Origin of the sequence: Amycolatopsis sp. NBC_00438, assembly GCF_036026695.1 — a bacterium.
In the GTDB taxonomy this organism is placed as follows: domain Bacteria; phylum Actinomycetota; class Actinomycetes; order Mycobacteriales; family Pseudonocardiaceae; genus Amycolatopsis.
The window spans coordinates 5205024-5217154 of record NZ_CP107923.1 but is presented as its reverse complement, the minus strand read 5'-3'; the positions used below and the strand labels follow the sequence as shown (position 1 = coordinate 5217154).

Here is a 12131-nt window from a genome sequence, read left to right as displayed (position 1 = left end):
AAACCGGCCGCACCGGTCCATGGGTCGCGGCGATGGCGGATCGCGTTACGGCGGCGAGGTTTTTTCGCTGCCGAAAAGGGGCGAAAGCCCGATTACGGGAGTTCCGGGGAGATCAGGTCCCGCAGGGCCGCGGCGAACTTCGCCGGGTTTCGCTGCGGGGCCAGGTGCGCTCCGGGGGTCTCCGTGAACGGCAAGCCCAGTTCCAGCGCCAGGATCTTCGCCGGCTGGTAGTGGTACCGGCCTCGGCTGCCCTCGCCCGCCACCGGCAGGATCTCCGTGCTCGCCCGCCGCAGCGCTCGCAGGTCCGGCAGGTAGTCGAAGAACGGCGTCAGCTCGCGGTCGAACAGCCGGATCCAGTCGGCCTCGTGGGGCAGCCGGATGTTGGGCAGGTTGGGCAGCGCCGCCCCCGCGATCGCGTCCGCGAACCGCGTCACCGCCCCGATCAGGTCACCCGAACGGGCCAACCGCACCTGTTCGGCCGCCGCTTCGAGCCAGCCGCTCGCGTCCGGCATCAGGTGGACCGCCGGGGGCTCGTGCGCGACCAGCGTCGTGACGCTGCCCGGGTGGCGGGCCACCAGGTCGAGGCCGATCAGGGCGCCCGCGCTCGAGCCGAACACCCGGGCCGGCGCGTCGGTCACGTGGTTCAGCACCGCCAGCACGTCGTCGGCCTGCAGCGACACCGGGACCGGGCCGGTCGTGGTGTCCGTGCTGCCGAAGTGGCCGCGCCGGTCGTAGGTGACGACCGTGAAGTGCTCGTACAGGTGCTTCGCCAGCGCCCGATAGGCGTCACCCGATCCGGTACCGCCCGCGATCAGCAGCAGCACCGGCCCCGCGCCGCCGCGGCGGACCTGGAGCTCACCGTCCTCCACCGGGCAACGGCTTTCCGAGATCATGCCGGAAAGTCAAGCACACAGCCCGCGCAGGATTCCTTCGGCGTCGCTCACGATCCGTTCGATCAGGTCACCCACCCGGGGGAGATCCGCGAGCAGCCCGACGACCTGCCCGGACGCCAGCACGCCGGCCCCGAGGTCGCCGTCGACGAGCCCCGCGCGCAGCAGCATCGGCGTGTTGGCGGCCATCAGCACCTGCGCCCACGTCCGCTGCCCGCTGCGCTTCATCCGGACGCCCTCGCGCACCAGCGACGTCCAGGAGAGCCCGGTCAGCCGCCGGAACCGGACGGCGTTCGCCGTGGCCCGGCCGAGCCCGCCGAGCGTCCCGGACGTCTCCAGTCCGTCGACCAGACCCGTCCGCAACACACGGTGAGGTAAGCCATCGACCTTACGGGTGACGACGGTGCCGTTCAGGTCCCGCGCCAGGTAGGCCTGCTTGACGGCGTCCGGCACGGTGCTCTCCTGCGTCAGCAGGAACCGCGTGCCCATGCCGATCCCGGCCGCGCCGTACGCCAGTGCCGCGGCCAGCCCGCGGCCGTCGAAGAACCCGCCCGCCGCGACCACCGGGATGTCGACGGCGTCCAGCACCGACGGCAGCAGCAGCGTCGTGGCCACCCCGCCGGTGTGCCCGCCGCCTTCGCCGCCCTGGACGACAACCGCGTCCGCGCCCCACGACGCCACCTTCTCGGCGTGCCGGGCCGCGCCCACCGACGGCACGACGACCACGCCGTGGTCCTTCAGCTTCGCGATCATGTCCTTCTTGGGGGCCAGCGCGAACGACGCGACCCGCACGTTCTCGCGGATCAGCAGGTCGACGCGGCGGCCGGCGTCGTCGGCGTCCGCGCGGAGGTTGACGCCGAACGGCGCGGACGTCCGGCTCTTCACCTCCTTGACGGCGGCTTCGAGCTCGTCGAACGTCATCGTCGCCGAGCCGAGGATGCCGAGCCCGCCGCCCTCCGCGGTCGCCGACACCAGCCGTGGCCCCGCCACCCAGCCCATCCCGGTCTGGACGACCGGGTGCCGGACGCCGGTCAGCTCGGTCAGCCGCGTCCTCATTCCGGGACTTCCTTCTCCCGCAGCGACTTCGGATCCAGCTGGGCGATCAGGTCCAGTTCCTCGGCGGTCGGTTCCCTGCTGACGGCGACGCCGTCGGTGACCAGCGGGAACCCCGTCGCCGCGACGACCTCGTCGACCGTGACACCGGGGTGCGTCGACACCAGCCGCGCCGCGTGGTCCGGCCCGCCGAAGTCCAGCACGCCGAGGTTGGTCACCACGCGGTGGACGTCGTGGTAGTGCAGCCCCGCCTCGCGTGCGCGGGCGAAACCGACGCCGGAGACGACGTCGACCTGGTCGACGAACACCCGGGTGCTGTGCCGCGGTACCCAGTAGCTGGTGCGGTGGTTGGCCGTGTTGCCCGGCCCGCCGCGCACCCCGAGCAGCTGCTTCTTCGGCTTCTGGTGGTCGCCGATGGCGGAGATGTTCTGGTTGCCGTGCCGGTCGACCTGGTTGGCGCCCATCACGACGTGCCGCTTCCCGTGCGGCACCACGGTGTCCAGGACCTTCCGGAACGGCTGCCAGCCCTCGATCACCGGCTTGCCGACCGGGCTTTCGAGCAGGTACGCCTCGCCGTCCGACAGCAGCAGGTCCGGCTCGAACGTCAGCCGCGCGAGCCGCGCGCCGAGCGCCGGGACGTAGCCCATCGGGCTGATCAGGATCTCGCCGTCGCCGCGGAACAGCTCCGCGCACGCGACGACCGCGACGTCCGCGCGCGTCATGCCGCCTCCTCCGCGAACCGCGTGACGGCCCGCTGGTAGTCCGTCTCGTCGCCGGCCAGGAACCGGTCCGCGAACGCCGGCCAGGCGTCCGGGTCCTTCGCCGCCGCGGCGTAGTGCCGTTGGAACCGTTCGTCCCGGCCGTAGTCCGGTGCGGCGGACGTGAAGTGCGCGCCGCGCGGGGTTTGGACGACGCCGTGCACGCTCGCGCGGTTGAGCAGCAGGCTCTGCACCGGCGCGGTCGCCGTCAGCTCGTCGGTGGGGATCACTTTTTCCGTTGACACGTAACACTTGTCGGCGGCGAGGGCGAACAGCTCGTCGAAGTACGGGTCCGGGCCGAGGTACTGCGCGTTGCCGCGGGCGTCCGCGCGGTTGAGGTGCACGAGCGCCGCGTCGAGCCGCAGCGCGGGCACGGCCAGCAGCTCCTCGCCGTCCTCGTAAGGCGATCGGACGGTCTTCAGTGACGGCGAGAACGTCATGACGTCGGAGCCGAGCCCGGCGCGCGTCGGCAGGAACGGAAGCCGTTGTGCCGCCGCGGAAAGCCCGGTACCGAGGATGCCCTCGTCGTATTCGGTGACCTCGATCGACCCGGCTTCGCGGACCCGGTTGAACCACGGGTCGAACGGCACCGAATCGAGCGTCACGAACCCGAAGACCAAACGCCGGATCTTGCCCGCCGACGCCAGGAGCCCGACGTCCGGGCCGCCGTACGAGACGACCGTGAGGTCCTTCACCGGCGACCGCAGGATGGCCCGGATCAGCGCCATCGGCTTGCGCCGCGAACCCCAGCCGCCGATGCCGAGCGTCATGCCGTCGCGCAGTTCGCCGACGACGTCGTCGACGCTCATCCGCTTGTCGCTCAAGGCTTTCCCTTCTCCAAGAACTCCTGGCGCGCCCCGTCCGAGACGCCGGCGAGGTTGAGCTGGAAGGTGAACCCCTGCTCGAACCGGTAGCTGCGGTGCACGGGCTGGACGTCGATGCCGTTGATGGCCTGCTTCGCCGCGCGGATCACGCGCGTGTCCTTCGCGGCGATCTGCCGGGCGACGCCGAGCGCGGTTTCGTCGAGTTCTTCGCGCTTGACGACCGCGTACACCGAGCCGTGGTGGTGCAGCTGCTGCGCGCTGATCTTCGACGCCGTGTAGTACAGGGCGCGCATGAGGTGCTGCGGCACGAGCCGCGCCAGATGTGTCGCCGCGCCGAGCGCGCCACGGTCCACTTCGGGCAGTCCGAATTCGGCGTCTTCGCTGGCTACCACGATGTCGGCGTTGCCGACCAGTCCGACGCCGCCGCCGAGGCAGAACCCCTGCACCGCAACGATCACCGGCACGAGGCAGTCGTACACCGCCGAGAACGCCGCCGCGCAGCCTTCGTTGGCGCCGATCAGCGCGTCGTACCCGGGGTCGCGCTGGATCTCCTTGATGTCGACGCCGGCGTTGAACCCGCGGCCTTCCGCGCGTAGGACGACCACGTGCACGGCTGGGTCACGGCCGGCTTTTCCGATCGCCTCGGCGAGGTCGAACCAGCCGCGCACGGTCAGCGCGTTCACCGGGGGAGCGGCCACGGTGATCACGGCGATCCCGGGCTCCGGGGTGTGCGTCGAAACCGTCATCGGCACCCTCTCGCGGTTAACAACCTAGCACTTGCTTGGTACGTTAGCATCGGGACGACAAAAGCGGGAGGTCACCGGTGGCCCTGGAACTCGGCTTGGACGGCGCGGTCGTGTTGGTGACCGGCGGCGTCCGTGGTGTCGGCCTGGGCATCTCGCAGGCCTTCGAAGAGGCGGGCGCGCGGGTCGTGACCTGCGCGCGGCGGACGCCGGAGTCGTCGCCGGGGGAGGCGTTCTTCCCTTGCGACATCCGGGATCCGGACGCCGTTGCCGCGCTGGTCGAGGCGATCACCGCACGCTTCGGCCGGCTCGACGTCCTGGTGAACAACGCGGGCGGCGCGCCCTTCGCGGACACGTCCACGGCCTCGCCGCGCTTCCACGAGAAGGTGATCGGGCTGAACCTCCTGGCGCCGCTGATCGTCTCGCGCGCCGCGAACGCCGTCATGCAGGGCCAGGAGCGTGGTGGCTCGATCGTCAACATCAGCAGCGTGAGCGCGCTGCGGCCGTCGCCGGGGACCGCGTCCTACGGCGCCGCGAAGGCGGGGCTCGACAACCTGACCAGCACGCTCGCCGTCGAATGGGCGCCGAAGGTGCGGGTCAACGCGCTCGACGTCGGCATGGTGCGCACGGACAACGGGTACGGCGACCCCGCGGCGCTCGGCGCGACCGTGCCGCTCGGCCGGCTCGCCGAACCGGCGGAAGTCGGCGCGTGCGCGGTGTTCCTGGCCTCACCGCTGGCGTCCTACGTCAGCGGCGCGCGGCTCGTGGTGCACGGCGGCGGCGAGCGTCCGGCGTTTCTTGACGCGATGGAGGAGAACAAATGAACGGGCTGGTCGAAGGGCGCGTCGTGATCGTCACCGGAGCCGGACGCGGGATCGGCCGGGCGCACGCGCTCGCGTTCGCCGCCGAGGGCGCGCGGGTGGTCGTCAACGACCTCGGCGCGGCCCTGGACGGCCGCGGCGGTGAAGCGGGCCCGGCGCAGCAGGTCGTCGACGAGATCCACGCGGCGGGCGGGGAAGCGGTGGCCAACACCGACGACGTCGCGTCCTGGGACGGCGCGGCTTCGCTGGTCCGCACGGCTCTGGACGCCTTCGGCGGCCTCGACGTCCTGGTCAACAACGCGGGCTTCCTGCGCGACCGGATGCTGGTCAACCTGGCCGAGGAGGAGTGGGACGCGGTCGTCCGGGTGCACCTGAAGGGCCATTTCGCGCCCCTGCGGCACGCGGCGGAGTACTGGCGCGCGGAGGCGAAAGCGGGGCGCACGCGGACCGCGCGGGTGATCAACACGAGTTCCGGCGCGGGCCTGCTCGGCAGCGTCGGCCAGGGCAACTACTCGGCGGCGAAGGCGGGCATCCTCGGCCTGACCACGGTCGCGGCCGCGGAGTTCGGCCGCTACGGCGTCACGGTCAACGCGATCGCCCCGGCCGCGCGCACCCGGATGACGGAGAAGACGTTCGACATGGCGGCCCCCGACGACGGCTTCGACGCGATGGCCCCGGAGAACGTGTCCCCGCTGGTGGTCTGGCTGGGCAGCGTGGAGTCGTCGGGAGTGACCGGCCGGGTCTTCGAGGTCGACGGAGGCCGAGTGGGCCTGGCAGACGGCTGGCGCCACGGCCCGCAACGCGACAAGGGCGCTCGCTGGGCGCCGGCCGAGCTGGGCCCGGTGGTGGCGGAACTGCTGTCGGAGGCGACCGACCCGGAGCCGGTCTACGGCGCCTGAGGCACTCGGCAAGGTGCTCCTGACGTCGACCGACTCCGGGCACGGTGAACGACTATCCGGTCCGGGCTCGGTGATCTTGTAACAGCCCGAGGACGGCTTGCGACGTACGTTGCGTTACTCCATCGGCCGGAGGGATGTATGCCGCATCGAGGTGGACATCGTGGCGTCGTCCGTCACCTGCGCTCATCTCTGCTGCCCTTCGCCGACGTCGTCGATGAAGTACGGCTCCGCCTTCAGCAGCTTGCGGTGATCGCGGAAAACCTGCTTCGGCACCTTCATCGACTTGTATCCCGTCTCGATGAGCCCGTCGGCCTTGAACCTCTCCAGTTCCGTACTGACGGACGCGACGGAGCCGCCGATCGCAGCGGCGACGTCAACCAGCCTGAAACCGATGTCGATGGTGACCGCGTGGGAGTCGTCCTCGGTGCCGTGCCGCTGTGCCTGCCGGTAGAGGAAGGCCAGGAGGCGATCGTGGACCTTGTGCGCGGCGAAGGCGAGCGTCGCGTCGCGGACGCGACCACGCTCGGCGATCGCCGCCATGAGGAGGAGGGCTGCCTTGGGGTGGCGCTCCAGGAACTGGAGAAAGGCGACCCGGGGCACCTCGAGCGCGGTCACGTCCTTCGTGGCCGTGAGGGACACGTGACTTTGCTTGTTCCGCAGGCACGCTTCCGCGCCCAAGATGTCGCCGGCGCCGCTCACGTCGACGATCATTTCCGGGCTCCCCGGAAGTGCCGTGCGACTGACCTTCACGATCCCGGTGCGGAGGAAGTACACGGGGGCGTCCAGTTCGCCCTGGTTGCAGATCTTCGTGCCCCCTCTGCACTCGATCATCCGTCCCGCGCGCCGCAGGGTCTTGTAGTCCTGAACGGGAAGCTGCTGGATGACGTCCCACGACTGAGCGTCACTACTGTGCGAGCTGGGCATGGTCAGGCCACCGCCGCCGAGAGCGCGGACAAGATCACCGGCAGTGTCGCGACGAGCGATGTCACGGCCGCGAGGAAAAGCACCGGGTGCCGGGTCGGTCGTGCGAGCAGTAGCCGCGCGAGATACGCGATCAACATCAAGTAAAAGATCACGACGACCGAGAAGACAATCATGGTCAAATGATCACGACTGGTCTGTACCATAACGGTTGTACCCCTTTGCTGGGTTGTTTCCTCGTCGAGTCCGTGCAGAGATGGCGGGAGTGCTCGCGTGGTCAGTGCGCCCGTCACCGTTTTGAGTTAACAGGACTTTAGATGGTGGTCAGCGGGGGACCTAGGCGTTACGCCGCGTTACAGCCGTGTGAACCCGTCCGTGGTCAAGTAAGGCAGACCTCTCTTGATCATGGCGACCTCGAGTCTGATTGTTTACCCTGGGTGACTACCTATGTCGATGGAGATCGCTCCGTGGGAATCCGGACGAGTGAATGCCGACTTGACAAATAATTGGCTCGAAAATGCTGATTCTGAAACATTCGACCTTGGCTGTTGGTAGCATAAGTGCTGCGCAGGGTCTGTTCTCTTCGTCGAGTCCGGCTTACTGCGGTCAAGACGTGAGCCGCAGTCCGGGGGTGGTTCCCCGGCTCGGCTCACGTTTGTTGCGCAACGTAGTCGGGCATGGTTTTGCGTCTTGCATTGCGCAAGGGCAATGTGAAACTTTCGCTTGGCAAAGCTACGGAACCGTAGGTTTGCACACATAATGTGACCTATGTCACAGGGTGATCTTAGGGTTGAATTTTCACTCATGTTCGGATCTCGAGCCGATGTTCGCCGGTGCTACTCAGCTCCGCCAGACTCGGCGACGTCGTCCCGGGTGATCGCGCGGTCGGTCTACGACGCCGGATAAACCGGTTGGCGCGAGCCGCTAGCGTGCGCGTATGGCGCGTCAAACCATTCTCAGCGGCTCCACCTTCGAGGAGCAGATCGGCTACGCCCGCGCGGTCGTCGACGGTGGTCGCGTGTACGTCTCCGGCACCACCGGCTTCGACTACTCGACCATGACGATCTCCGACGACGTCGTCGAGCAGGCGGCCCAGTGCCTCCGTAACATCGAGGCGGCGCTGACCGAGGCCGGCTGCACCCTCGCCGACGTCGTCCGGGTGCGCTACCTGCTGCCGTCGCGGGCGGACTTCGAGCCGTGCTGGCCGGTGCTGCGCAAGGCGTTCGCCGAGGTCCGCCCGGCCGCGACGATGCTGGTGTGCGGCCTGGCCGACCCGCGCATGAAGATCGAGATCGAGGTCGACGCGCACCGGCCCGGTTAGCGGGTCAGCCAGAGGTCCAGGTTGAGCGCGAAGTCGATGCCCGCGCGCGTCGCCCGGTCGGTCTCCGGGCGCGCCAGGCGCTCGCTCAGCCGCGCCGGGTCGAGGTACGTCCAGACCGGCGCGTTCGGCGTGGCCAGCAGATCCGCCGCCTGCGAACGGATCGCGACGTCGTAACCGGGATCGTGCGTCGCCGGGTAGGGCGCCTTGACCCGCTCGGTGACGCTGCGCGGCAGCAGGTCGGACACCGCGGCCCGCAGCAGGGACTTCTCCCGGCCGTCGAACGTCTGGAACGACCACGGCGCGTTGAAGGCGTACTCGACGAGCCGGTGGTCGCAGAACGGCACCCGGACCTCCAGCCCGACGGCCATGCTGAGCCGGTCCTTCCGGTCGAGCAGGTCGGGCAGCCAGCGGGTCAGGTGCAGGTGGAACACCTCGCGCATCCGGTGCCGCTCGGCCGGTTCCCCTGGCAGCACCGGCACTTCCGCGAGCGACTGCCGGTAGTGCGCCTCGCGATGGGCGCCGATCGCGAGCTCGGCGGCGACGTCGTCGCGCAGCAGCGCGAGGTACGTCCCGCTGCGGCCGGTGAAGTAACGCCACGGATAGCCCTCGGCGAGCGGCTGGTGGAACCACGGGTAGCCGCCGAAGACCTCGTCGGCGCTCTCCCCGGACAGCGCCACCGTCGAATGCTCGCGCACCGCCTTGAACAGCAGGAAGAGCGACGTGTCCATGTCGCCGGTCGCGGGCGCGTCCCGCGCGTCCACGACGGCCCGGCGCACCGCCGGATCGGCCGGCGCCGCCGACCCGAGCACCAGGTCGCGGTGGTCGAGCCCGCAGTGCGCGACGACGTCCCGGACGTACGGCGCGTCCGGCGTGGCGCGCAGGGTGTCGGGCACGAACTCGCCGGCGAAACCCACGGAGAACGTGCGGAGCGGCCCGGCGGTGAACCGTTGGCCGAGCGCGACGAGCGCACTCGAGTCGAGCCCGCCCGACAGCAGCGCGCCGAGCGGGACGTCGGCCCGCACGTGCCGTTCGGTGATGTCTTCCAGCAGCTCGCGGATCCGGTCGACGGTCGTGGCGAGGTCGTCCTCGTGCGGCTGCGCGTCCAGTGACCAGTAGCGGCGCTCGCGGACGCCGTCGGCGTCGACCAGCAGCATCGTGCCCGGCCGGACCTCGTGGACGCCGCGGTGGAGCGTCATGCCGGGGGTGCGGACCGAAGCCAGGAAGTCGCGCAGGCCGTTGTCGTCGACGGCCGGGGCGACCAAGCCGGACGCGAACAGCGCCTTGGGTTCGGAGGCGAACAGGACGCCGTCGCCGCGGCGCGCGTAGCAGAGCGGCTTGACGCCGAGCCGGTCGCGAACCAGCAGCAACCGGCGGCGCGGCGCGTCCCAGACGGCGAAGGCGAACATGCCGTTGAGCCGGCGCGGGGCGTCGGTGCCCCACTCCAGGCAGGCGTGCAGCACGACTTCCGTGTCGGTGTCCGTGCGGAACTTGTGCCCCAGCAGCTCCAGCTCGACACGCAGTTCGCGGTGGTTGAACACCTCGCCGCTGTAGGACAGGACGGTCGTGGCCTCGTCCCGGTCGTCGTAGGCCACCATCGGCTGCCGGCCGTTCGCGGGGTCGAGCACGGCGAGCCGGCGGTGCCCGAACGCGACGTGCGCCGCGGCCCAGACGCCGGCGTCGTCGGGCCCGCGGGCGGCGAGGGTCTCGGTCATCCGGTGCACGGTCATGCCGCCGTCCGGGAGCGGGCAGCTGGGGTCGGCCCAGCCCGCGATGCCACACATAACGGGGATTCCTCCGGGGAAGGGGAGATCGCCGAGGCGATCACCCGGGCGGCCTGAATGATCACATAGGGTGTGCGCGGCCGCGGGAACCCGCGCTGCCACGGACGGGTGAATCTGCCGTCCACAGTGGACATCCCGACAGGAGAACGATGAACGAGCCGATCGCGATCGTCGGCATGGGCTGCCGGTTCCCCGGCGCGGCCGGCCCGGACGCGCTCTGGGAGCTGCTCGACACGCGCGGGGACGCGGTCGTCGGCGCCGCACCGGCTGCCCGGTTCGACGCGGCGGAGCTGTACGACCCGGTGCCCCGCCGCCGCGGCCGGCTCGTCAGCCTGGCGGGCGGCTTCCTCGGCTCCGAAGAGTTCGACCCGGGGTTCTTCGGTGTGAGCGAACGGGAAGCGGCGGTGCTCGACCCGCAGCACCGCGTCCTCCTGACGACCACGCGCGACGCGCTGGCCGACGCCGGGCTCGACGGCGTCGAGGGCCGCGAGATCGGCGTCTTCATGGGGCAGAGCACCGGCGAGCACTGGGACGGCCGGCAGGGGACGGCCGACATGTACGCGATCGCGGGCGCGGCGGCGCGGAGCATGGCGTCCGGGCGGATCAGCTACGCGTGGGACCTGCGCGGCCCGTGCGCCACGGTCGACGCGGCGTGTTCGTCGGGCACCCTGGCCGTGCACCTCGCGTGCCAGAGCCTGCGCACGGGGGAGTGCGACACGGCGGTGGCGGGCGGCGTCAGCCTGGTCCTGGGCACCGACCACACGCTCGGCTACTCGGCGGCGGGGATGCTGTCGCCCACCGGGCGTTGCCGTTTCGGCGACGAGGACGCGGACGGTTTCGTCCGCAGCGACGGCGCGGGCGTCGTCGTCCTCAAGCGGCTGGGGCATGCCCTGGCCGACGGCGACCGCGTCCACGCGTTGATCCTCGGCAGCGCGCAGGCGAGCAAGGGCCGGACGGCCAAGGCGATCATCGCGCCGTCGGTCGAGGGCTACCTGCAGGTGATCGCCCGGGCGTGCGCGCAGGCCGGGATCGCGCCCGCGGAGATCGGTTACGTGGAGGCGCACGGCAACGCGGCCCCGGCGGGGGACGTCGTCGAGCTGCAGGCGATCAGCGCGGCGATCGGCTCCGGGCGGCCGGCGGGTCAGCCGTGCCTGGTGGGTTCGGTGAAGTCGAACATCGGCCACCCGGAGGCCGCGGGCGGCCTGGCGGGCTTGCTCAAGACGGCGCTGGTGGTCCGCGAACGGCGGATTCCGGCCACCCTGCACTGCCCGCGTCCGACCTCGGCGGTCGACTGGGCCGGTCTCGCGCTCGCGTCTTCACCGGTCGAATGGCCTTACCCGGGGCGGGCGCTGGCGGGAGTCAGCACCTACGGGCTGTCCGGGACGTTCGTTCACCTGGTCGTGGGCGGGCTCTGAAAACTGTCGGTGGTGGGTGGGACGCTGCCGGGCATGACGAGTTGGCAGGAGTTCTCGGCGCAGTCACCCTCGCTGGCTTCGCGCGTGCACGCGCGGTTCACGGCGGGGGAGTCGCACGTATTGGCGACGTTGCGGCGCGACGGTTCGCCCCGGGTGAGCGGCTCCGAGGTGGACTTCCGTGGCGAGGAGGCGTACATCGGGTCGATGCTGGACGCGCTGAAGGCCCGCGACCTGCGGCGCGACAACCGGTTCGCGATCCACGCCTACCCAGGCATCGAGGAGGGCGGCGACGCGAAGCTGGCGGGTGTGGTGGCGGAGCTGACGGACACGGCGGAAATCGCGGCGCTGCAAGGAAACGACGAACCGTGTCACCTGTTCCGGCTCGACCTCAAGGAGGTCGTGCTGACGTGGGTGGCCGAGGACACGCTCTTCGTGGAGAGCTGGAAGGAGGGAAGGGGAACGGTGAAGTTCGCCAGGCCGGGCAACGGCCCGGCGGAGGTGGTGAAGTAGCGGGCGGCGGGTCTTCGAGGAGGAATGCCTTTGGTGGCAGAAGAAGCACCGCGAGCCCGAGGTGTCGACCGCGCCTGCCGGCTCCGGCACAGGCGTGGCCGAGCCGGCGACGGCGTGCGGCTGGCTCGGCGCTACGCCCGCCGGGTGTTGGCTGTTCCGGTTGGTGTGTTGGCCGTTCCCGCTGGTGTGTTGGCG

General features: G+C 70.6%; 13 protein-coding genes. 5 read left to right on the top strand and 8 right to left on the bottom strand.

What is annotated here, in order from left to right; translation table 11 throughout:
- Positions 1-92 precede the first annotated feature (92 nt).
- The 5 genes from OG494_RS22880 to OG494_RS22860 are packed head-to-tail and all read right to left on the bottom strand — an operon-like array spanning position 93 to position 4271.
- Positions 93-893, bottom strand: coding sequence for an alpha/beta fold hydrolase (locus tag OG494_RS22880; RefSeq protein ID WP_328442431.1), 801 nt, complete (start codon positions 891-893; stop codon positions 93-95).
- A gap of 9 nt (positions 894-902) precedes the next feature.
- Complete coding sequence (locus OG494_RS22875; protein ID WP_328442430.1) at positions 903-1946, bottom strand: NAD(P)H-dependent flavin oxidoreductase; 1044 nt, start codon at positions 1944-1946, stop codon at positions 903-905.
- Positions 1943-2665 (bottom strand): CoA-transferase subunit beta, encoded by a 723-nt coding sequence (locus OG494_RS22870; RefSeq protein ID WP_328442428.1) that lies wholly within the window; start codon positions 2663-2665, stop codon positions 1943-1945. The genes OG494_RS22875 and OG494_RS22870 overlap by 4 nt, the downstream gene beginning before the upstream one ends.
- Complete coding sequence (locus OG494_RS22865; protein ID WP_328442426.1) at positions 2662-3525, bottom strand: CoA transferase subunit A; 864 nt, start codon at positions 3523-3525, stop codon at positions 2662-2664. Before OG494_RS22865 ends, OG494_RS22870 begins: the two co-directional genes overlap by 4 nt.
- Positions 3522-4271 carry an enoyl-CoA hydratase family protein gene (locus tag OG494_RS22860; protein WP_328442424.1) on the bottom strand — a complete coding sequence of 250 codons (750 nt, stop codon included), beginning with the start codon at positions 4269-4271 and terminating at the stop codon, positions 3522-3524. Before OG494_RS22860 ends, OG494_RS22865 begins: the two co-directional genes overlap by 4 nt.
- A 77-nt stretch (positions 4272-4348) precedes the next feature.
- Between OG494_RS22860 and OG494_RS22855 the strand changes: the two genes are divergently transcribed.
- Both OG494_RS22855 and OG494_RS22850 read left to right on the top strand, forming a co-directional pair.
- Entirely contained in the window at positions 4349-5092 is a 744-nt protein-coding gene (locus tag OG494_RS22855; protein WP_328442422.1) for an SDR family oxidoreductase, read from the top strand.
- The gene (locus OG494_RS22850) at positions 5089-5988 is read left to right on the top strand and encodes an SDR family oxidoreductase (RefSeq protein WP_328442420.1); all 900 of its coding nucleotides are present in this window, start codon (positions 5089-5091) and stop codon (positions 5986-5988) included. Before OG494_RS22855 ends, OG494_RS22850 begins: the two co-directional genes overlap by 4 nt.
- Before the next feature lie 183 nt (positions 5989-6171).
- Here the strand turns inward: OG494_RS22850 and OG494_RS22845 are convergent, their stop codons facing one another.
- Together OG494_RS22845 and OG494_RS22840 are read right to left on the bottom strand one after the other, a co-directional pair.
- Positions 6172-6912, bottom strand: coding sequence for a Crp/Fnr family transcriptional regulator (locus OG494_RS22845; RefSeq protein ID WP_328442418.1), 741 nt, complete (start codon positions 6910-6912; stop codon positions 6172-6174).
- A 2-nt stretch (positions 6913-6914) separates the two neighbouring features.
- A complete protein-coding gene (locus tag OG494_RS22840; protein ID WP_328442416.1) occupies positions 6915-7085 on the bottom strand; it encodes a hypothetical protein in 171 nt (56 codons plus the stop codon).
- Positions 7086-7846: 761 nt separating this feature from the next.
- Between OG494_RS22840 and OG494_RS22835 the strand changes: the two genes are divergently transcribed.
- Positions 7847-8230: a RidA family protein gene (locus OG494_RS22835; protein ID WP_328442414.1), complete on the top strand. Its 384-nt coding sequence runs from the start codon at positions 7847-7849 to the stop codon at positions 8228-8230.
- Here OG494_RS22835 and asnB read toward each other — a convergent pair.
- Positions 8227-10011, bottom strand: coding sequence for an asparagine synthase (glutamine-hydrolyzing) (gene asnB, locus OG494_RS22830; protein WP_328458837.1), 1785 nt, complete (start codon positions 10009-10011; stop codon positions 8227-8229). The genes OG494_RS22835 and asnB overlap by 4 nt on opposite strands.
- Positions 10012-10160: 149 nt before the next feature.
- On the opposite strand from asnB, the gene OG494_RS22825 reads away from it, so the two are divergent.
- Positions 10161-11426, top strand: coding sequence for a beta-ketoacyl [acyl carrier protein] synthase domain-containing protein (locus tag OG494_RS22825; RefSeq protein WP_328458836.1), 1266 nt, complete (start codon positions 10161-10163; stop codon positions 11424-11426).
- A gap of 33 nt (positions 11427-11459) precedes the next feature.
- Positions 11460-11936, top strand: coding sequence for a pyridoxamine 5'-phosphate oxidase family protein (locus OG494_RS22820; protein WP_328458835.1), 477 nt, complete (start codon positions 11460-11462; stop codon positions 11934-11936).
- The last annotated feature ends 195 nt before the right edge of the window (positions 11937-12131 follow it).